The sequence below is a fragment of the Geomonas silvestris genome, assembly GCF_014193515.1.
In the GTDB taxonomy this organism is placed as follows: Bacteria; Desulfobacterota; Desulfuromonadia; order Geobacterales; family Geobacteraceae; genus Geomonas; species Geomonas silvestris.
This window is the reverse complement of the sequence record NZ_BLXX01000001.1, coordinates 551,741-572,299: the sequence shown is the minus strand read 5'-3', so window position 1 is coordinate 572,299 and position 20,559 is coordinate 551,741. Positions and strand designations below refer to the sequence as shown.

Genomic DNA, 20,559 nt, shown 5'->3' with positions numbered 1-20,559 from the left:
TTAGCCATGAATACCGTCGGCAATATGTATCACGACATGATTCACATGCTCCACCTGGACGAGAAGGGGGTGCATGAGCATCACCAGACACACGTGACGGAAGCTGTAGTACTCTTCGGGCGGGTATTTTTCTCCGCCATCTTCCTATTCTCGGCACCGCGTCACTTCAGCAGCGGGACCATCGATTATGCCGTAGCGCAGGGAGTACCGCTTGCCTCGCTCCTGGTGCCGCTGTCCGGCATCATCGCCTTCGTCGGAGCCCTGAGCGTACTCTTCGGGTACCATGCGAGGATCGGCGGCTGGCTCCTGGTGCTGTTCCTGGTGCCGGTCACGCTGATGATGCACGCGTTCTGGAAGGTGGACGATCCGGTGATGGCGCAGACCCAGATGGTCATGTTTATGAAGAACCTGGCTATGCTGGGTGGGGCGCTGCTTATTACCCAGTTCGGATCGGGACCTTTGAGTCTTGACTCGCGACACCATCAGGATATTTTCTGACTACAGAGGCGATTCCCCCTGTCCCTCCCTTTTTCAACGGGGGGGACGTAGGGGCGTTGCAGCGCTTCGTGGCAACTGAGTGCAGGCTTTCGGCATCTAGCAGCGCCACCAAATAGCAACGCGACCAACAATGAGGGGGCAGGCACACATGGCGCCTGCCCCCTTGGCATTTTACGGTTTGACCGGTCTTACCTGGTGGCTAACCTACGTCTCCTACCTAAGCGGCCCGTCTTCACCCCTCTGCTGTACACCTCCGTTCACCACAATCTCAGGGTTTCGGCTTCGGCGGTGCATGCTGCCGAGTCCGGCGCCATCCCCTTTTTAACCAACTCTTCCACCTCTTTTCTCGCCAGCGCCAGGTCTTTTTGGAATTCATCGTTTGCGTGCAGCCGCGCAACTACGCTGGCTCCCATGATGCGGCCTTGGGCTACGTCGCTTTGCCAGTGCACGTTGCAGACGATACGGCTCTCTCCGAAGGCAAGTCCGCGCCGCAGGATGACATCGCTGCGCTGGGGCGCGACCTCGCTAAGGATCAGGGCCCAGGCCCATCCGATGGCGGAGTGGCCGGATGGATAGGATCCGCTCCCTTTAAGGAACCGCTCGATGTCGGGAGTGCACATGGGCTGGTGGTTGACCAGGAAAGGACGGGGGCGGTTGTACTGCGCCTTGGCGGCGTCGTTCGCATTGGCGGCGTCGGCAAGGGACCTGTGCAAGAGCGTGTAGAGGTGCGGGGTCTGTTTTTCGCTTACCGGGACGTTCAAGGCGCAGGAAAAGGTGTCGGCAGCAGCGGGGAAACTCAGGTCCGCATCGCGGATGGCCAACTCCCAACGCTTGCCGCCTTTAAGCGGCATGGCGTTGAGACTCACTGCTTCGTCTGCGGTCAGGGTGGCGGAGTCTTTGCCGGGAGGAGCGGGAAGCAGCAGCCTGCTGTCGGGCAGCGGGACCATCCCCTGCTGAATGTACCCCACGGTGACGTCGGGAGGGCCTGCGGCAAAGGCCGGGGTGAAGGAAACGATCGCAATCAGCGAGAGGGCCAACAGGGTCTTGCTCATCTTTGCTTCTCCTAGTACGTTGCCGGCGCTGAAAATCGGCCGCGCGGCGACTACCATTGCATGACGATTTTGCCGACGGCGCTCCCCTGTTCCAGGGCCTGGTGCGCGCTGCGCAGGTTGTCTTCGTTGGCGGTCAAGGTCTTGCTGCGCGTGGATTTCACCCTGCCGGTGTCGACCATGGCGGCCACTTTGCGCAGGATGTCGCCCTGGGTTTCCAGGTGGTAGCCGAACACCGACTTGCTGAACATGAACTCCCAGTGCACCGAGAGCGCTTTCCACTTGAAGGGGACGATGTCGAGGGTTGCCGGATCGTCGATGACCATGAGGTGACCGAACGGGCGGAGCAGTTCGGGGAGCACCGCGAGGTAGTCGGCGGTGTGCGTGGTGCTGAAGATGACGTCGAGCCCGGGGCCTCCGCCGGGGAGTCCTTCCTTGAGGTCGCGCCCGATGACGCGGTCGGCTCCCATCTTTTTCACCCAGGCGATGGTCTCGGGCCGGGTTGCCGTGGCGATGACGGTCGCCTGGGTTTCCGCTTTCAACAACTGGATCGCGATGGAGCCGACGCCGCCCGCACCGCCGATGATGAGCGCCTTGGTGGCCCCGGTGTAGTGGACGCCGCGTTCGAGAAGCGCCTCGTAGGCCGTCAGTGCCGTCAGCGGGAGTGCGGCCGCGTCGGCAAAATCGAGCAGCGCAGGTTTTTGTGCCGCGAGTCGATGGTCGACCGTTTGGAGTTCCGCGTAGCTTCCCGGGCGGTTCAGGTCGCCGGCATAGTAGACCTCGTCGCCGACGCTGAAGTCGCGCACCTCGCTACCGACCGCCTCGACGACGCCTGCGGCATCCCAGCCAAGGATCACCGGGGCGTCCTCCGCATGGCGGCTTTGGCGGATCTTGTAGTCGACGGGGTTGCAGGAAAAGGCTTTTACCCGCACCAGGAGATCGAGCGGGCCGGGTTTCGGATCGGGGAGGTCCTGCTGATTCAGTGCGAACTCGTTGAGAGGATGGGCCTTCTGATAGACAAAAGCTTTCATCTTTGTGCTCCTTTCTGGGTCAAAAGGTAGGGTGTGAGGGAAAAGTAGACTATAACACCAAAAAGCTATTACCACAGAGGCGCACAGAGGCACACAGGGGAAAAACGAGAGGCGGGGAGAACCTCAGACACAATCTTTACCACAGAGGTGCACGGAGGGGAAAACGAGGAAGGCGAAACCGGGGAAAACTACAGAGGTCGGTTTTTTCCTCGGTGTACCTCTCGTTTTTCCCCCCGTGGTACTCTGTGGTTAGCGTTTATGGTTTAAGTTTTTTCCTCTGTGTGCCTCTGTGTCCTCTATGGTCATGCTCTTTTAAGGTTGCAGGTTTGTTGGTGTGGTCTAATCTATATCTGTTTTTCATTTTACTCCAGGGGCGGACGTGGACCTGGGCGTGAAAGAGGGGGGGCGTTGGCAACGTATCGAGATCTGCGGGGAAGGGTAATGTTTGTGCGACGGTTCCTGACACTGTCGGTGTTGGCGCTCTGCGCGGGATGCGCCTCGGTCAACGGATGGTGGCAGGGGCGGGGTGCGCACCGCGAGCCTGAGAAGAAATCTCAGCCAGCGGAGCTGAAACAACCTGCGCAGGGAGAGCCGGCCGGGCCGCCCAAGGCGGTCAAGAAGGCCCCTGCGGGTAAAACCGGGACGGCAACCGCGGACCAGGTGCTCTTTCGGCGCGCGCTCCTCGCCTTGAAGCCCAGCCGCGAGACGGTCGTCTCGAAAAGGGGGCGCCAGCTTTTGACCCGTCTGAAGAGGGAGTACCCGGCGAGCCCCTGGAGCGCGGAGGCCGCGCCCATCCTGGAACTTATCGAGATAGCGGACGAACTCTCGCGCGAGAACCGGGAGCTCAAGGCCACCAACGACTCCCTGAGCGCCGAGGTCGAGGAGCTGAACGGCAATATAGAAAAGATGAAGCGGCTCGACATGGAGTTGGAGAAGGCGCGCTGAGGGGGCAGGGGGATCTTCCCTTTAGCAGGGGAAGCCGGAGGGTGTCATGGATAGTGCCAAGATCAGGATACGGGTGGGGAACGAGATCAGTACCCTTGCCTCGGAGCTGGCGAACCGCTGGGACAAGGTCGATATGGACCCGGAGAGCAAGCGGCACCGGTATCTCTCGGCCCAGGTGGCGATCTGCGAGTTCATCGGCAGCACCATGTTGGAACGCACGGACAACTGGGACTGGGTGGAGCCGGTGCTGCGCCGCTACCTCGATGTGACGCTTCTCGAATACCGGGAGGCCAGGGAGGCAGGGAACTACGAATCGGCGTTGGTGAGGTTGGGCCGGATACGCTTTCTGCAAATGGCCAGCCGCAGGATTGCCGACACCCGGCGCATGCAGCTCTTTGCCAATGAAAGAAAAGAATGCCTGTCGGATTACCGGGACCTGGTCGCCCGGGAACTGCAATGCTTCCTTGGAGAGTACAACGGCACCATCCAAAGGCTCGAGGCAGAGGCGGGGGGGGATAACGACATCCGTCAACTCATGGCGCTGGCGCCCGTCTACCTCATCAGGGATATCTCGAAGAAGCTCAGGACGCTGGAGGATGTGAAAACCTTCGACGAATCGCTTACCGACTACATCGAGACGGAGACGGAGCGCTACTGCGAGGCCCGGGCAAGCGGCGACCGACGCTCGGCTTGGGCCATGCTGGCGCGGCTCAGGTTCACCAAGACCCTGATACGGCGCCTCGCCAACCCGCAGCGCAGGGAATGGCTCGCGCTCCTGGAGACCGCGCCGCCGACCAGGCACTGACGGGAAGTTACCTCGACTCCCGTTTCTCCTCTTCGAGGATCCTCCTCACGTTGGAAATGAGCAGGCCGGCGATCAGCAGAAAGAGGGTGTCCTCGACGCTGTTCGAATAGCCAAGGGTTTTGTTGCTGTAGGTGAAGTAGTCGGAGATGCCGCGCGCCAGACCGGAGGCAAGTGCTGTGAATACTACGCCTAAGTCTTCGGCAAACCAACCGCTGACGGCGACGGGGACCGCGTAGAAGATCAGCATGGAGTAATCGGCGACCAGGTAATCGAGGTAGCCAAGAACAGCTATTACCAGGAGCAGGACCCCGATAAGAAACCATTTCGGCAGTTTGTCCAACAGCTGAACGATAGTCATGGTTGGGTGTCCTCGAAGGTTCGCTGCGTTGCGTCGGCGGTTTCTCCGGTGAGGGAGTGCCGCTTTTTTATTGGGTTATTCCGGGTTTATCGGATGGTTCTAGAGGCAAATCCCCCCTGTCCCCCCTTCGCAAAGGGGGGACGTGCGAGCGCTTCTGGCAGCTGAAGATCGGGCAGGTGATCTTGGATGGCGCATCTCGCAAACTTATCGATGACCCTTTGAGAAAAGGGTAGCGCTGAGGCTCACCTTTCCCCCCACTTGAAAAAGGTCCATCCAACAATTTCGGGAAGCCTCAAAAAGGTAGCTGCCCGCCGCCTGCCGGTGCACCCGCGTCCCACCCTTTGCGAAGGGGGGACAGGGGGGATTTCCCTTGTGGGTACCGCTGCCCCGAAACAGCCCGCTACCTGGCGTTTTTGCCGGCGCGGGCTGCCTGCCTCAGCTCTTCACTTGCCTGCTCCAGTAACGCTTTTGCCCTCTCGGCATGACCTTCCGCGTCCCACTGGTCGGCCTTCTCGGCCGCTACGACCTTTTCGTGCGCCTTGAGGCTCAGTCGATAGGCATTGGCGAGGTTCGGACGCTGCGCCTGGATGCTCTCCACGGACACCTCTGCCGCAAAACCGATTCTGGCACTACAAAGCAGGAACAGGGCAACTAGCGATAAACGTACTGGTTTCATCTCGTCCTCCGTCTGGTAAACGCTCTGCACCGGTAAATACTCGACAATTGTGGAAACAATATGAAAGGCAAGAAGAGGTAAGATTTGAGCTTTCCCAACGTAACCGGTCCGAGTTAGCAGGACTTCCTGTCCGGCATACTGTTATTGTTTACGTTAACGAAAAAGAAAGAAGTGTCAGGTGTGGCAGAGAGAGCAAGTAAATGTAGGAATAAAAACTCAAAGAGAGTAAGAAGCTCCCTCAGATACTGTAATAAATTGTAACCCCATTTCTGCGCGCGGTCTGCTATAGTGCGGACGACTTCGCAGCACTCCCCCCGCTTTCCCAGCCGAGTGACCGCCAGATTACCTTTTGCACGTGAGATGAGCCGATGACAAATGCCGATAACGTTCGTGTCCTGTTGGTCGAAACCGACGAGGATGCCTTGGAAATCTTCCAAAAGACCATTGAACGCTCTTTTCCCGATATCGTTTGCCAGGTCGCTTCGAATCCCGCAGATGCGGAACGGCTTTTCAGCACCCACCGCTACGAGATCGTGATCTGCGATTTGCTCCTGCCGACCACCTGCGGCAGGCGCCTGCTCGGCCACGCCCGCTTGCAACCGGAACAGCCGGTGATCTTCATCTCGGGGGAGGTTGCCGCCAAACGGCGCCTGCCGCACCCGGAGGTGCAGAAACTCAATCTGTGCCAGGTGCCGGGGACGCCGATTGTACTCAAGGATTTCATCGCGACTGTCGAAGAGGCGCTGGTGTCGGTACGACGCCCGGCCAGCAGTGTGGACAACTGAAAAACGGGACCCGCGGCGGAGTGGGTTCTCGCATATCGAGCAGAGCTGTTCCACCGGAGGGGACCTGAAGAAATCCGCAGCACAGGTTGCGGTTGATTTGGAGGAAATTGAATGGAGTATTTGGAATGGCAGGATTCTTTCAGCGTCAAGGTTAAGGAACTCGACGATCAGCACAAGAACCTGGTCAAGATGATCAACACGCTGCACAACGCGCTGCAGGCCAACCGCGGACGCGATCTGCAGAAGGAGATCATCATCTCGATGGTGGATTACGCCGCCATCCACTTCGAGACGGAGGAGCGCTACATGCGCCGCTTCCTCTACCCGGGTTTCAACGCCCACAAGCAGGAGCACGAGAAGTTCACCGAGAAGGCGCTGGAGTTGAAGCGGCGCGTGGAGGGGGACGGCTTCGTCCTCACCCTCGAGATCGCCAGCTTTTTGAGGACCTGGCTGCAAAACCACATCCTCAAGTCGGACCAGCACTACGCCGCCCACTTCGCCTTCCTGGACGGGAGCATCTCGTTTGACGGCAGGGGCTAGGGACCAGGAGCCGGGAGCTTCTGGTTCGTGGCAGATGGAGAATGGGAAAGAGATTCCCCCAGGTCGTATAACAAGAAGCGGCGCTTCAGAGTGTTCTGAAGCGCCGCTTTTCTTTTTTACCGGACGTTAGACCCGCTTCCTTCTAGCGCAGGTCGAAGCGGTCCAGGTTCATGACCTTGTTCCAGGCGGCAACGAAATCGTCCTGGAACTTCGCGAGGGAATCCTGGCAGGCGTAGACTTCGGCAAGGGCGCGCAGCTGGGAATTGGAACCGAAGATCAGGTCGACGCGGGTGGCGGTCCACTTCATCTCGCCGCTGCTGCGGTCGCGCCCCTCGAAGAGTTCCCCGGATTCGGAAACCGGCTGCCAACTGGTACCCGTGTCGAGCAGGTTGACGAAGAAGTCGTTGGTGAGCCTGCCGGGGCGCTTGGTGAAGACGCCGTGGGGAGACTGCCCCACGTTGGCATCGAGTACGCGCAGCCCGCCGACAAGAGCGGTCGTCTCGGGAGCGGTAAGGGTCAACAGCTGCGCCCGATCCACCAGGAGCTCTTCGCCGGTAACGGAGAAGGTCGCTCGCTGGTAGTTGCGGAAGCCGTCGGCAACCGGCTCGAGCGGCGCAAAGGAGGGGACGTCGGTCTGCTGCTGGCTCGCATCGCTGCGCCCCGGGGTGAAGGGGACGGAGATCTCGCGACCTGCGTTGCGTGCGGCCTGTTCCACGGCGGAGCACCCCCCAAGGACGATGAGGTCGGAGAGGGATACTTTTTTGCCCCCGCTTTGCGCGCCGTTGAAGCGCTCCTGGATCCCTTCGAGGGTCTCCAGGACCGTTTTTAACTGGTCCGGCTGGTTTACCGCCCAATCTTTCTGCGGGGCGAGCCGGATGCGCGCGCCGTTTGCCCCGCCGCGCTTGTCGGAGCCGCGGAAGGTGGAGGCGGAGGCCCAGGCGGTAACCACCAGCTGGGGGATGGTGAGCCCGGAGGCGAGGATCTCGGCCTTGAGCTTGTCGATGTCGGCCCTATCGATGAGCGCGTGGGTCACCGGCGGGAGCGGATCCTGCCAGATGAGCTCCTCCTTGGGGACCAGCGGCCCCAGGTAGCGCGAGCGGGGCCCCATGTCGCGGTGGGTCAGCTTGAACCAGGCCCGGGCGAAGGCGTCGGCGAGTTCCTCGGGATGCTGGTGGAAGCGCCGGGCGATCGGCGCGTAGATCGGATCGAACTTGAGCGCCAGGTCGCTGGTGAGCATCATCGGCGCATGGCGCCGGGAAGGATCGTGGGCGTCGGGCACGGTGGTCCGGGCTGCGGGATCCTTGGGAATCCACTGGTGGGCGCCGGCGGGACTCTTGGTGAGCTCCCAGTCGTAACCGAACAGGACGTCGAAATAGCCGTTGTCCCAGGAGGTCGGGTTGGTGGTCCAGGCCCCCTCCAGGCCGCTGGTGATGGTGTGCGCCCCCTTGCCGGTGCCGAAGCTGCTCTTCCATCCCAGGCACTGATCCTCGATGGGGGCGCCTTCGGGTTCCGGTCCGACGTGGGTCGCGGGGCCCGCGCCGTGGCATTTGCCGAAGGTGTGTCCGCCCGCGATGAGGGCGACGGTTTCCTCGTCGCTCATCGCCATGCGCGCGAAGGTGTCGCGGATGTCTTTCGCCGAGGCGAGCGGGTCGGGGTTGCCGTTGGGGCCCTCGGGGTTTACGTAGATGAGTCCCATCTGCACGGCGGCCAGGGGATTTTCCAGGAGCCGGTCCGGTGCGTAGCGCTTGTCCCCGAGCCAGGTGTCCTCGGCGCCCCAGTAGATGTCCTCGGGGGGCTCCCAGATGTCGGCGCGCCCGCCGGCGAACCCGAAGGTCTTGAACCCCATCGATTCCAGGGCGCAGTTGCCGGCGAAGATCAAGAGGTCGGCCCAGGAGAGCTTCCTGCCGTACTTCTGCTTGACGGGCCACAACAAAAGGCGCGCCTTGTCGAGGTTCGCGTTGTCGGGCCAGCTGTTCAGGGGGGCGAAACGCTGGGTCCCGGCCCCCGCACCGCCGCGCCCGTCGCCGATGCGGTAGGTTCCCGCGCTGTGCCAGGCCATGCGGATGAAAAGCGGGCCGTAGTGGCCGTAGTCCGCCGGCCACCACTCCTGCGAGGTGGTCATCAGCTCGAAGATGTCTCGTTTGACTGCATCGAGGTCGAGGGTCTGAAACTCCTTGGCGTAGTCGAAGTCCTCGGCCATCGGATTGGACAGGGAAGAGTGCTGGTGCAAAATCTTGAGGTTCAACTGGTTGGGCCACCAGTCACGATTAGTTCTTCCGCCGGCTCTGTTGCGTTCGTTGCCCGTAACAGGACACTTGTTGCTGGTATCCATATGTCGGCTCCTTATGTCGGTTGGAAAGTGAACGGCTATGAGTTGACAAGTATATCGCGCCATGGACACTTGTCTAAGTCCGCTCTTTGTGACAGTTAGGTTAATTCCTGATAGGGTGGCTGCGGGCTGGTAAGAGTTCTGTGACAGCCCGTGCCGCCTTCTGTGAGCATGCCGCGTTTGTGTTATCATGGCACTGTTCAACTAGGCGTGCAGGAATGCCGCGGAGATACGGAGCACAAGGGAGAACTGCGGAAAGCCTGAGGCCGGTTCGGCTGGGGGCAGCGCCCACTGCAAGGCGGATGGACGAGCGGGAGCGCCGGGCGAACGGGGGAGGGGTAGATGGCGGATGAGGTGAAGACGCACCACGATTGGGACCAGGTGGAGCACAAGACGCTCTTTACGATCTATTTCGCGAGCCAACTGGACGAGGCGAACTGCGAATCGATCGAGGTGCTGGCAGAGAGCGTCGAGCGGGTGGACCAGCGCAGCATACGGGCCGACGGGACGCTAGTCCGCTTTGCCGGCGATATCGTCGAGATTACGTCGGTTATTTGAGCAAAGGGGGCATTACTGTAATCGGATCCTCAGGGGGGGGAAGTAGAGGCTCGCCAATGGTGCAGCTTGGCTTCCTGCTGATACGAAGGCGCATCCCCGCTGTCTCCCTTCTCCACGCTTCACCCGGTAGGCCCGGGACGGCAGCTACCGAGCTCCGGACTATGGCGGTACGCCTCGTTTAATGTGACAGCCCGTTTTGGCCCTCAAAGATTCGGGTCGTTCCTCATGTTTTCCTGTGCCTTTTCACACATTTTCCTCTTGCCCGGCACCGGGCCCCCCCACCGACGGCGAGCTTCGCCGAAAACCCAAAAGTATACAGGTATACACCTTTGCACCGGAAAAAGGCTTCCTGTATCATCGCCACTCATCGGTCCGGGACCGGCGCGGGAGTTCCCGCCATCTGCCGGACAAGGCAGGCTTTTAGCCCCGGATCGCCACCTAAAACCACAACCGGAGACCGAGGTTCATGATCGTCAGGGAGCGCCCCAGCGGGCTCAGGCTATTTTTCGTGATCAGGGGGTCGGTGCTGCCGCGCATCGTCTGGCCGTTGTGCATTACGGTCTTGCTCGCCGTCATCGGCACCGTCACCGACGGGACGCTCTTCGGCCTCAAGATCACCATGACGCCGATCCCCTTCACCCTGATCGGGCTGGCGCTCGCCATCTTCCTCGGGTTTCGAAACTCCACCAGTTACGACCGCTACTGGGAGGGGCGCAAACTGTGGGGCGAGCTCATCGTGGTGTGCCGCAGCACGACGCGCCAGATCCTCACCTTCATCTCTTCGGACCGCGCCGGATCGAGCGAGTGGCCCCCCTACGATCCCGAGGACCGGCGCATCACCATGGTGTACCGGCTGATCGCCTTCAGCCACGCCCTTAGGCACCACCTGAGGGGGACCGATCCCTCCGAGGAGATCCGCCAGTACCTGCCTGAGGAGGAAGTGGCCCAGCTGCTTGCCTCGCACAACCGCCCCCAGTACCTCCTGCAGTGCATGGCCCAGGACCTGCGCAGCTGCATCGAGAACAAGCAGCTCTACGACTACTTCGCAGCCGGCATCGACCAGAACCTGACCATGCTGGCGACCGTGGTCGCCGGGTGCGAGCGGATCAACAACACCCCGATCCCGTTCACCTACAACCTGCTGCTGCACCGGACCGCGTACCTTTACTGCTTCCTGCTCCCCTTCGGCCTGGTGGATTCCATCGGCTTCATGACCCCGCTCGTGGTCGGGATCGTCTCCTTCACCTTCTTCGGCCTCGATGCGCTGGGGGACGAGATCGAGGACCCCTTCGGCGTGCGTCCCAACAACCTCGCCCTCGCCTCGATGTGCCGCACCATCGAGCGGGACCTGCGGGCGGCCCTGGGCGAGGAGCAGCTCCCCGAGGTGCTGCAGCCGATGGGGTACGTGCTGCAGTAGCATCCGGGTTTACCGGACTGTTTATGCTCCGGGGAAAACGCCCGGCACCGATTGATCCTCATCGCTTCGCATGCATGCTCCTCCCGCAACGCGGCGCACCCATCTGGCACAGGCGATACCGCAAACGAGGCAGAGCGTTGCCGAATTGCGGCAGGACTCTTCCTGGCGCATGGCGCAATGCCAGAAACGACGGGATCTTTCTTGGTGGCACTGGCTGTGCAGATACACATTCAGCGTTAGGTGAACAGGAAGGTACCTTATGATGAAGAAAATTATCGCCACGATCCTGGGGGTCCTCGCCGCCGTGCTTTTGGCGGCACTGGTTTCGGCGTAACAAGGCAACGGCAGGAAAAACGCGGCGGGTGGCTCACGGTGCGACGGGCGGCGCCGCGAGAGGCTGCCCCACGGGGGAGACCCCAAAGGACGGATGAGATGATCGAGCAGGTGGAACGGATAGTGGCCGATTACGAGGCGAGGGGGCGCGAGCCGCAACGGGTTCTCGAGGTGATCGCCTGCCTGAGCCACGATGCCGAGGACGATGCGGAAGCCGGCACCGGGTTGTTCCAGACGATCGCCCAGATCGTGGCGGGGTGGGAGCAGGGTGCCCGCTCGGCGCTCGAAGCCCTGGAAACCATCGCCGCCTTGATCCGGCAGGAACAGCAGCCCGCCATGTGAGAAGCGCGCTGACCGCGCGGCGCGCCGGCTGCGACCCCGGCGCCCGCCGCGGCTTGCCTGGAACTTGGACAAGGAAAAGGCCGGACCTCATGACGGGGTCCAGCCTTTTTTGCGGCCGGGTTTCGGCGGGCGGAAGGCCTGCAACGTCAGCTCAAAAGCGCCTCGACCCGCCTGGCGAAGCTGCTGATGGCGAAGGGCTTCTGGATCAGGGGGAACCCCGCTTCGGGCCCGTCGGGATGGGGGATCTCCTCCCGGGCGTAGCCGGACATGAAGAGCACCTTCAGGGCGGGATGGCTCTTTTTCAGCGCCGCGTGCAGTTCGGGGCCGGTCATGTTGGGCATGATCACGTCGGTCACCAGCAGGTCGAGCGGCTCCCCCTTGGCAAGCCAGAGCGCCTGGGTCGGCTCGTCGGCCACCAGCACCTGGAAACCGCGCCGGGTCAGGAGCTCCTGAACCAGGGTGCGCACCATGCTGTTGTCCTCGACCAGCAGGATCCTGCGCCGTTTGACGTCGGGGAGCGTCAGCTCCAGGCTGGCGAGCCGCTCGTCCGCCGGGAGCCCGCGCGCCTCCGGGAAGTAACAGGTGAAAGCGGCGCCGCGGCCGGGCTCGCTCTGCACCAGGACGGTGCCGCCGTGCTGCCGGACGATGCCGAAGACGGTGGAGAGCCCAAGGCCGGTCTCTTTGCCTTGCCCCTTGGTGGTGAAGAAGGGCTCGAAGATGTGCGCCAGGGTCTCCCGGTCCATGCCGCAGCCGCTGTCGCTGAAGGCCAGGGTGAGGTAGCGTCCCGGGGCGAGGTCCGGGTTTTTCTCGGCGAACTTCTCGTCGATCTCGACGTGCGCGGTCTCGATGGCGACCACGCCGTGCCCGCCGATGGCATCCTGGGCGTTCACCGCGAGGTTCATGATCACCTGTTCGAGTTGGTGCCGGTCGCCCTGCAGGGGGCAGGGGGTGCCGGAGAGGGTGATCCTGAGCTCGACGCTCTCCCGGATCGCCTGGCGCAGGATCCCGGTGAAGTCGTCGACCACCCGGTTCAGGTCGACGGTCCTGAACTCCAGCACCTGCTTCCTGCTGAAGCTCAAAAGCTGCTGCACCAGTCCCCTGGCGCGGTCGGCTGCCTTGAGGATCTGGTCCAGGCGCTCCTCGGCCTGCCTGGTCGGGTGCTCCAGCTTGAGAAGCTCCGCGTAGCCGATGATGGGTGTGAGCAGGTTGTTGAAGTCGTGGGCCACCCCTCCGGCCAGCCGCCCAACCGACTCCATTTTCTGGGCCTGGAGCAGCTGCTCGCTCAACTGGTCCTTCTCGGCCTCCGCAGCCTTGCGCTCGCTGACGTCGATGGCCACCCCGATGCTACCCATGAAGGCGCCCCGCTCGTCTTTGATCGGGCTGTACCAGGTCTCGAACGCCTTGTCGCCGACGGCGTTCTCGATGGAGAAGGTCTCGCCGGTCAGGGCGCGCTCGAGGCCGGCTACGATGAGGGGATAGTCGCGGTAGCTCTCCAGGGCCGATTGCCCCACCACCTGTCCCGGCAGGAGCCCCAGCGCCGAGAGCCCCTTCCCCTCGGAGAGGGTGAACACCCCGAAGCGGTCGACGGCGTAGAGGATGACCGGGGCGTTGCTGAGAAAGGTGTGCAGCCGCTCCTGGCTGAGGCGCTCGCGGGAGAGCGTCTCGTTGATGGCGTTTCCCAGGATGTCGAATTCGCGCAACCCGGTGGGGGGGACCCGCTCCCCGGCGCTCACGCAGGCGATGATGCGGGTGAGGGGGGCGACCAGGTTCCTCTTGAAGACCAGGACGATGCCGAAACTGGCGAGCGCCCAGCCGAGTGCGGCCAGGGAGATGAAGGTGAGGGCCCCGTTGCGGGCGCTGGGGTGGAAGCTGAGCCACTCCGAGACGATCGGGGGGAAAAACCCGCTCAGGGTGCGTACCAAGGCGAAAGACGTCACGATGATGACCAGGCAGGGGGCCATGAGTCTGAAGCCAATGCTCTTCGTGTCTATGCCCATCGGTCAGCCTTGTAGGTGCGACGCGTCGGTGAGTGTAAGAATTATACTGATGACGGGCGGGGAAGGGAAGGAATTTTTGCTGCACCAGGGTATTCCCTTACAAGGGGATGGTTACTGTGTTAGCATGGGCTGCGCCCGGCTGTTCAATCACCTCTTCCGGAAAAAATGAGTTCATGACCGGTTTCGACCTGCACAACGCAAAGCTCGTAGAGATATTCAAGCTGTTCCTGCTTCCGGTGGGCGGGGGGATCCCCGCGGGGGTGCTTGTGGCCCGCGATAGCGGGGTGGCCTGGCCGGTCACCGCCGCGACCTACCTGGTCTCCGACCTGGTCCTGGCGCTCGCCTTCGAGCCCGTCTTGCGGCTTTTCGCCCTCATCTTCGGCAGGATCCGCCCCCTGTCCCGCTTCGCCGCGGCCCTCAAGGCCGCCAACGCCCGCAGCGCGACCCAGTTGACCGGCACGAGTAGCGGTCCGCTCGCCCTGGTCCTGGTCTCCTTCGGGGTGGACCCGATGACCGGGCGCAGCACGGCTTTGGCGGCCGGGCACGGCTTCCTGGCGGGGTGGGCCTTCGCCATCGCGGGGGACCTGCTCTACTTCGCGGTCATCGCGCTGACCACGCTGAAGCTGAACCGCTACGTGAAGGACCCCGCCACCACCGTCGGGCTGGTGCTCGCCGCGATGCTGCTCGTCCCCATGCTGGTGCGCCGCCTCCGGCGCCCTGCCGGCTCCCCCGCGTTTCGCCCCTAGCCCTTTCACGCGCGCTACCCAGCCGTCGCATCGATCACCAGGTTCACCGCCTCCTTCAGCTTCAGGAAGTCGTAGGGCTTCGCAAGGTAGCCGTCTACCCGGGAAAGGGAGAGGCGCGAGGCGACGTCCACCTCGCCGAAGCCGGTGGTGATCAGGATGGGGAGCCCCGGGGCGAGCCGCTTCAGCTCGTCCACCATCTGGTAGCCGTCCATGACCGGCATGCCGAGGTCGGTGATCACCAGCCTGAAGGGCCCTTCCCGGTGCCGGAAACGGCTGAGTCCCTCCTCCCCGTTGGCCGCCTGAACCACCTCGAAACCGAGCTTCCCCAGCATGGTGGCCGCCAAGGCCCGCACCATCGCCTCGTCCTCCACCAAAAGCACCCGGCCGCTCCCCTGCCAGCGGCTGGCGGTTTCGAGTTGCCGTCCCCCCTGCGCCGCCCGGTCGGCCTCCTCGGGGGCGGGGAGGTAGATGCGGAAGCAGGTCCCGCCCCCCGGGGTACTCGCGAGGTCGAGCGCTCCGCCGTGGGCGTTGATGATGCCGAGCACCGCCGACATCCCGAGCCCCCGGCCCGAGAACTTGGTGCTGAAAAACGGCTCGAAGACCCTGAGCCGGGTCGCTTCGTCCATGCCGCAGCCGTCGTCGGCCACCTCGAGACAGAGGTAGAAGCCGGCGGGGATCTCCTTCCCCAGGTGGTCGCAGCGCGCCTCCTCCTGGGTCAGCGCGGCGCGGTTCAGGGTGACCCGGATCTCACCCTGGCGGGCGCCGATCGCCTCGGAGGCGTTGATGATCAGGTTCATGAGCACCTGCCTGAGCTGGCCTGAGTCTGCGACCAGCACCAGGGGGGCCCTGGGGCGGTCGAGCCGGAGCGCGACGTTCTGGGGGAGGGTGGCCTTGAGCATCCGGACCATCTCGTCGACCAGGGTGGTGAGGTCGACGTGGCTCATGGCGAACTGGGTCTTGCCGGCGTAGGCGAGCATCTGCCGGCAGAGTTCGGCGGCGCGCTCGGTGGCGTTGACGATCTCGGGAAGGTAGTCCGGGACGCGCTCCGGCTCGACCGCCAACAGCGAACAGTACCCCGAGATGATGGCGAGGATGTTGTTGAAGTCGTGGGCCACCCCGCCGGCCAGCACCCCCAGGCTCTCCAGTTTCTGGGCCTGCTGGAACTGCCTCTCCAGGGTGCGGCGCTCCTCCTCGTGGCGCTTGCGCTCGGTGATGTCGCGGTGAAAGCAGATGAGCCGGTGCTCGCCGTCGCACTCCAGGAGGCTCGCCGAGACCTCCAGGGAGAAGGTGTGCCCGTCGCGGTGGTAGTGCTCCACCTCGAAGGTCAGGTGCTCCCCGGCCGAAAGGCGCCCGATCCGCTCCGGGGCCCCCGCGAGGGAGGCGGGGGTGTCCAGGGTGCCAAGCTGCATCCCCGCCATCTCCTCGCACCGGTAGCCGTGCATGTCCGCGAAGGCCTGGTTCACCTCGAGGATGATCCCCCCGGTGGTCATCATGAAGACCCCTTCGCCGGCTTCGGAGAAGAGGGCGCGGTAGAGCCGTTCGCTGCGCTGCTGGGCGAGCACCGAGCTGCGGCGGTCCTCCTCGATGGCGAGGGCCGCGGCGACGATGCTGGCAAAGGAGAGGTCGGCCGGGGTGGGGCGGAACTCGTGGTCGAAAAGGGCACAAAGGACGCCGACGGTGCGGTCTCCCCAGCAGACCGGGACCCCGAGGTAGCTCGTGATGCCGGCCGCCAGCTGCTCCCTGAAGCCGGCGGCGAAGGGGGACGCGGCGAGGTCCGCGATGACCACGGGCTCGGCCGAGCCGGAGCGGATCACCTGGTAGCAGACGGTCCCTTCGGGGCTGCGCCGGCCGGAGAACGCCCCAGGGAGGTTCCAGCGCCCCACCGAGTGAAGCTCCCCCTGCTCGAGGAGGTTGAAGAGGGCGCAGCGGGCCCCGAGGATGCGCCCGGCCACCTCGGTGAGGATGTTTATGTTGGCGTTGAAGTCCGGCCCAAAGCGCAGGAAGCTGTCGGTCAGAAGCTGGAGCCGTTCGGCGTAGAGCTGCTGCTCGGTGATGTCGATCCCCAGTCCCACCACCCCCAGCACCTCGCCGTCGTCGGACCTGACCTGCCCCTTGGTGACCGAGAGGAGGTGCTCCCTGCCGTCGCTGAAGGGGAAGCTCTCCCGGAAGGTGCTGGGGCCCTGCTGGCCCAGGCAGGCTTCATCGGAGACGGAGCAGTTGGCGGCGACCCGGGCCGGGAGGACCTCGGTGAAGTGGCCGGCCTCCAAAAGGCGCTCCTCGGCGATACCGATCTGGCGGCAGAAGGTCTTGTTCACGAAGCGGAAGCGCCCCGCGACGTCCTTGTACCAGATGGCGATGGGGGCGTTGTCGAGGACCGCCTGCAGGTTGCGGCTCTTCTCCAGCATGCGCTCCTCGAGGAGCAGCCGGTCGGTCACGTCCTCGGCAGTCTCGATGACGCTCAATACCTCCCCCCGCGCGTCGAGGACCGGGGTGGCGATCATGCTGAAGTGGCGGATCCCCTCCGGTGTGGGGGTCGCGGTGGTGGCGTGGTGCGACTGGCCGTCCTCGAGAACCTTCACGACGGGGCAGTAGGAGCAGGGGGCATCGAGCGGCGGCGAGTTGAAGCTCTGGTAGCAGAGGGGGCGCTCTCCCGGGTCTACCTGCGGGAACCAGGAGCGGATGGTCGGGTTCATGGAGACGACCCTGAGCGAGCTGTCGATGACGGTGAGACCGATCCCGGTGTGGGCGACGATGGAGGCATAGACCCCGTCGCGGGTGCGCTCTTCGGCCGCGGGGGTGAAAAGGGCGAAGAGGCGCCCCTCCCTCTGGCCGGCGCGCCTTAGGTGCACCGAAAACGGGGTGTGCCCGCCGTCCCGGGGAAGCGTCGCTGCGAACTCGCTCCACTGGTCGCCGGGCGCCGTCAGGAAGGCCTGCCAGGCGGCCGGATCGGCAAAACTCACCAGGTCGGTCAGCCGGGGCGCCGTACGGGTCGCACCGAGCTGGAAGAGTTCCACTCCCTGCCGGTTTATTTCGACCAGCTCGAGTGTCGCTGCATCGACCAGGGCAAGCGGGGAGGGGTGGCAGAAAAAGAGCTCGCGGAAGCTGTGCTCCTCCCCGTCTGGGGGGGCGCTGCGCGGGGCGTCGAGGGGGTGGGTGGGTGCCGCAACGAAGTTCTCGGGCATGGCTTACTTCCTCACCTGGGGAAACGGAAACCGGTCTCCGCAGTATAGGGATCTGTCGGACGTTGTCTAGCGAAATACTGTCAGTTTATTCTCATAAGAAGCTGGGCAGAGCGCCCCTCTCCGGTCCCGGAACCCCCCGGAACCGGTGCTGCAGCGGGGGGCGGAGGGCCCCCGGGGGCGGATCTCCCGCGAGCCCTGGCTCAAGCTTTTACGCTGCGCTGCCGAACAGGGTTCGACGGGGGCGGTGCCCGGTTCCTACAGGGAATCTCGGGGACCCGGGGGGGGGATGTCGGAATGCGTGCCTGGGGGCTCCCGGAATTTAAGGGAGGGGGTGCCGCGAAAAGCCGGGGCTTTGGTCGGACGGCGCCTTCGTGCCGCGCGGCAGGCCGCTCTCGACCCAGGCCGGGCGCGTCTTTGAGGCCTTGAGGAGGGGGAAACGGTCCCCTTTCTTTGTGGTTAATTGTCAACAGCAAGTTTCTTTAAAGGTTGCTATAAAATGGCAGGCCTGACGGGAGGGTAAGTGACCATAGAAGAAGCTTTTGGTGCGGTGATCCGCAGGCTGCGCAGGGAGCGCAATCTGTCGCAAGAACAGTTGTCCCTGGCGAGTTTTCTGGACCGCACGTTCATTTCGCATATCGAGGGGGGGAAGCAGCAGCCGAGCATGGTCTCCCTCTTCGCCCTGGCGGGGGCCTTGAACGTCCTGCCGTCCGACATCATCTCGGAGGTGGAGATCATTTTGAACCTCACCTCGTACCACCGGGTGCAAAAGGGTGCACGCAGTGTCGAGAAACAGTGGATCCGTAACCTGGAGAATCACATGAAAGCTGCACAACCCCCGATGCAGCGCCCCGAGACCGTCCTTGTGGTGGACGACGAAGTGCAGGTGCGCGAGGTGCTCTGCGAGCTGTTGCGCGCCTACGGCTTCCCGGTGCTCGAGGCCGCGGACGGCTGCGCCGCGGTGAAGGTCGTCGAGGAACAGGGGGAGCGGATCAACCTGGTCATCATGGACGTGGCCATGCCCCAGAAAAACGGCATCGAGGCCTACCAGGAGATCAAGAGGATGCGTCCCGGGCTGCACATCATCCTGGTGAGCGGCTACCATTCCGGGATCTTCGACAGCGAGATCACCATCCTGCAGAAACCGTTCTCCCCGGAAACGCTCTTAAAGCAGATGCGGCTCATGCTCGAGGGCGCCCCGCCGGGGTGACCCGTCAAGAGACGCCGGCAGAACAGGTAAGGCCCCGCTTCCTACAGAAGCGGGGCCTTTTTTTGTTGCACGAGCCCCACAACACGGTGGCCGGCGGCTAGGCGCCGCGGGCGCGGCTGCGCGGGCGGCTGATGCCGAGCTTGTCCATGCGCCAGCTGAGGGTGTTCGGGTTCATCCCGAGCAGCTCCGCCGCGCCGCCGGGGCCGTGGATCTTGCCGCCGGTCATCTTGAGGACCTCGGTTATGTGCTGGGCCATGGCCTGGTCCAGGTTGAGCGGGTAGTGCGGGGCGGTACCGGTGGTTTCCGGCACCCGCTCCGAATCGCCCGGGAGCACCGAGTCGAAGCCGAGGGGGCCGCCGCGGTGCCGGATCAATTCGCGCTCCACCAGGTTCTCCAGCTCGCGGACGTTGCCGGGCCAGTTGTACTCCATGAGGCGGGTGAGCGCCCCCGGGGCGATCGCGGGGGGAAACCCCAGGCCGAGCTCCCGGCTCTTCAGGGTGACGAAGTGGCGGATCAGGGCGGGGACGTCCTCCTTGCGCTGGCGCAGCGGCGGGATGATGACCGGGAAGCCGTTCAGCCTGAACCAGAGGTCCTCGCGAAAGCGCCCCTCGGCGGTCATGCTCTCCAGGTTGCGGTGCGTGGCGGCGATGACCCGGATGTTCACCGGGATCGGGCGGTGCCCCCCAACGCGCTCCACCTCGCGGTTTTGCAGGACGCGCAAAAGTCTCACCTGGGCGGTCAGCGGCAACTCGCCGATCTCGTCGAGGAAGATGGTCCCCCCCTCGGCACGCTCGAAGCGGCCGCGGCTCTCGGCGACCGCGCCGGTGAAGGCGCCGCGCTCGTGACCGAAGAGCTCGCTGTCGATCAGGTTCTCGGGGATGGCGCCGCAGTTCACCTTGATGAAGGGCCCTTCCTTGCGCGGCGAGGAGAAGTGGATCAGGTTCGCGATCAGCTCCTTGCCGGTGCCGGTCTCGCCCAAGAGGAGCACCGTGTTGTTGAGAGGGGCCACCTGGCGCACCATGTCGATCACGTTGCGCAGCCCGGAGGCGCCCCCGATGAGCTCCTCGGCGGAGAGCGGGTTCAGCTCGCGGTTTAAAAAGCGCTTGTCGTCGATGAGGACGTCCCGGTACCTGAGCACCGCCTCGTGGGCGAGCGCGTTGGCGAGCGCGATGGCGAAGGGGTGCGTCACCTGGCTCATGAGCTCGAGGTGCTTCGCGGTGTAGCGACCCTCCCCCTTGGTCCGCAGGGAAAGCCCGCCGATGCGCTGCCCTTCGAGCCACAACGGCACCACCAGCTCCGAATGCCCCTCCAGGCGAAACAGCGGGGCCATGCTGCGCACCAGGTCGTCGTGGTGGTCGAGCCCGGCGATGAGCGGCTCCATGAAGTCCCGTGCCATGAGCGTCTTCAGCATCTCGGAGTTGAGCGGGATGATCTCCTGGTGGGCGGTACTTTCCGAGGCGGCCACGTAGGCGACCCGGCGTATCGCGTTCAGGCTGGTGTCGAGGATACTCAGGTAGAGGTCGTCAAGCGGGAGATGCTCGCACAGGTACCGGTAGGTCGTCTCGAGCGACTCTTCAATCTTCAGGCTGCTGCAGATCCGCAAGGTCACCTCGCGGACGAATTCATCCCGGCTCACCATGGCCACTCTCCTTTTCAAACGACAACACCGCTTCACCAAATTCAACGGATGTTACAGCTGAACTTACCTTAGTACCGCCCTAAGAGTGGCTGCCGCGGAGGTGACTGGCCGCTTTGGCCGTG

General features: G+C 63.7%; 18 protein-coding genes. 10 read left to right on the top strand and 8 right to left on the bottom strand.

The genetic code is table 11. The features are described 5' to 3' along the window. Positions 1 to 6: 6 nt before the first annotated feature. Positions 7 to 498, top strand: a complete 492-nt coding sequence (locus tag GMST_RS02390; RefSeq protein WP_198424527.1) for a DoxX family protein — start codon at positions 7 to 9, stop codon at positions 496 to 498. 257 nt (positions 499 to 755) lie between these two features. Here the strand turns inward: GMST_RS02390 and GMST_RS02385 are convergent, their stop codons facing one another. Together GMST_RS02385 and GMST_RS02380 are read right to left on the bottom strand one after the other, a co-directional pair. After that, complete coding sequence (locus tag GMST_RS02385; protein ID WP_183353000.1) at positions 756 to 1,550, bottom strand: acid phosphatase; 795 nt, start codon at positions 1,548 to 1,550, stop codon at positions 756 to 758. A 50-nt stretch (positions 1,551 to 1,600) separates the two neighbouring features. After that, positions 1,601 to 2,578 (bottom strand): zinc-binding alcohol dehydrogenase family protein, encoded by a 978-nt coding sequence (locus GMST_RS02380; RefSeq protein WP_183352999.1) that lies wholly within the window; start codon positions 2,576 to 2,578, stop codon positions 1,601 to 1,603. Positions 2,579 to 3,019: 441 nt separating this feature from the next. Here GMST_RS02380 and GMST_RS02375 point away from each other — a divergent pair, with 441 nt between their 5' ends. After that, the gene (locus GMST_RS02375; RefSeq protein WP_183352998.1) at positions 3,020 to 3,523 is read left to right on the top strand and encodes a hypothetical protein; all 504 of its coding nucleotides are present in this window, start codon (positions 3,020 to 3,022) and stop codon (positions 3,521 to 3,523) included. Positions 3,524 to 3,569: 46 nt separating this feature from the next. Continuing rightward, a complete protein-coding gene (locus tag GMST_RS02370) occupies positions 3,570 to 4,328 on the top strand; it encodes a hypothetical protein (protein ID WP_183352997.1) in 759 nt (252 codons plus the stop codon). A 7-nt stretch (positions 4,329 to 4,335) separates the two neighbouring features. Here GMST_RS02370 and GMST_RS02365 read toward each other — a convergent pair whose 3' ends face one another. Beyond that, complete coding sequence (locus tag GMST_RS02365; RefSeq protein WP_183352996.1) at positions 4,336 to 4,686, bottom strand: hypothetical protein; 351 nt, start codon at positions 4,684 to 4,686, stop codon at positions 4,336 to 4,338. A gap of 400 nt (positions 4,687 to 5,086) precedes the next feature. After that, positions 5,087 to 5,362: a hypothetical protein gene (locus GMST_RS02360; protein ID WP_183352995.1), complete on the bottom strand. Its 276-nt coding sequence runs from the start codon at positions 5,360 to 5,362 to the stop codon at positions 5,087 to 5,089. A gap of 368 nt (positions 5,363 to 5,730) precedes the next feature. On the opposite strand from GMST_RS02360, the gene GMST_RS02355 reads away from it, so the two are divergent. Both GMST_RS02355 and GMST_RS02350 read left to right on the top strand, forming a co-directional pair. Then, the gene (locus GMST_RS02355) at positions 5,731 to 6,147 is read left to right on the top strand and encodes a response regulator (RefSeq protein WP_183352994.1); all 417 of its coding nucleotides are present in this window, start codon (positions 5,731 to 5,733) and stop codon (positions 6,145 to 6,147) included. Positions 6,148 to 6,258: 111 nt separating this feature from the next. Beyond that, positions 6,259 to 6,687: a bacteriohemerythrin gene (locus GMST_RS02350; RefSeq protein ID WP_183352993.1), complete on the top strand. Its 429-nt coding sequence runs from the start codon at positions 6,259 to 6,261 to the stop codon at positions 6,685 to 6,687. A gap of 142 nt (positions 6,688 to 6,829) precedes the next feature. On the opposite strand, the gene katG is transcribed toward GMST_RS02350, so the two are convergent. After that, complete coding sequence (gene katG, locus GMST_RS02345; RefSeq protein ID WP_183352992.1) at positions 6,830 to 9,019, bottom strand: catalase/peroxidase HPI; 2,190 nt, start codon at positions 9,017 to 9,019, stop codon at positions 6,830 to 6,832. 351 nt (positions 9,020 to 9,370) lie between these two features. Here katG and GMST_RS02340 point away from each other — a divergent pair, with 351 nt between their 5' ends. From GMST_RS02340 to GMST_RS02330, 3 genes are all read left to right on the top strand, one after another. Continuing rightward, complete coding sequence (locus GMST_RS02340; protein WP_183352991.1) at positions 9,371 to 9,574, top strand: hypothetical protein; 204 nt, start codon at positions 9,371 to 9,373, stop codon at positions 9,572 to 9,574. A 466-nt stretch (positions 9,575 to 10,040) separates the two neighbouring features. Further along, positions 10,041 to 10,991 carry a bestrophin family protein gene (locus tag GMST_RS02335; protein ID WP_183352990.1) on the top strand — a complete coding sequence of 317 codons (951 nt, stop codon included), beginning with the start codon at positions 10,041 to 10,043 and terminating at the stop codon, positions 10,989 to 10,991. A gap of 432 nt (positions 10,992 to 11,423) precedes the next feature. Further along, positions 11,424 to 11,666, top strand: a complete 243-nt coding sequence (locus tag GMST_RS02330) for a hypothetical protein (RefSeq protein WP_183352989.1) — start codon at positions 11,424 to 11,426, stop codon at positions 11,664 to 11,666. Between the two features lie 146 nt (positions 11,667 to 11,812). Here the strand turns inward: GMST_RS02330 and GMST_RS02325 are convergent, their stop codons facing one another. Then, positions 11,813 to 13,663 (bottom strand): ATP-binding protein, encoded by a 1,851-nt coding sequence (locus GMST_RS02325; protein WP_183352988.1) that lies wholly within the window; start codon positions 13,661 to 13,663, stop codon positions 11,813 to 11,815. Between the two features lie 173 nt (positions 13,664 to 13,836). Here GMST_RS02325 and GMST_RS02320 point away from each other — a divergent pair, with 173 nt between their 5' ends. Continuing rightward, positions 13,837 to 14,409 carry a hypothetical protein gene (locus GMST_RS02320; protein ID WP_183352987.1) on the top strand — a complete coding sequence of 191 codons (573 nt, stop codon included), beginning with the start codon at positions 13,837 to 13,839 and terminating at the stop codon, positions 14,407 to 14,409. 14 nt (positions 14,410 to 14,423) lie between these two features. Here the strand turns inward: GMST_RS02320 and GMST_RS02315 are convergent, their stop codons facing one another. After that, positions 14,424 to 17,591 carry a hybrid sensor histidine kinase/response regulator gene (locus GMST_RS02315; RefSeq protein ID WP_183352986.1) on the bottom strand — a complete coding sequence of 1,056 codons (3,168 nt, stop codon included), beginning with the start codon at positions 17,589 to 17,591 and terminating at the stop codon, positions 14,424 to 14,426. Positions 17,592 to 18,111: 520 nt separating this feature from the next. Here GMST_RS02315 and GMST_RS02310 point away from each other — a divergent pair. After that, positions 18,112 to 18,798: a helix-turn-helix domain-containing protein gene (locus GMST_RS02310; RefSeq protein WP_183352985.1), complete on the top strand. Its 687-nt coding sequence runs from the start codon at positions 18,112 to 18,114 to the stop codon at positions 18,796 to 18,798. A gap of 97 nt (positions 18,799 to 18,895) precedes the next feature. Here the strand turns inward: GMST_RS02310 and GMST_RS02305 are convergent, their stop codons facing one another. Next, positions 18,896 to 20,437: a sigma 54-interacting transcriptional regulator gene (locus GMST_RS02305; protein WP_183352984.1), complete on the bottom strand. Its 1,542-nt coding sequence runs from the start codon at positions 20,435 to 20,437 to the stop codon at positions 18,896 to 18,898. Between the last annotated feature and the right edge of the window lie 122 nt (positions 20,438 to 20,559).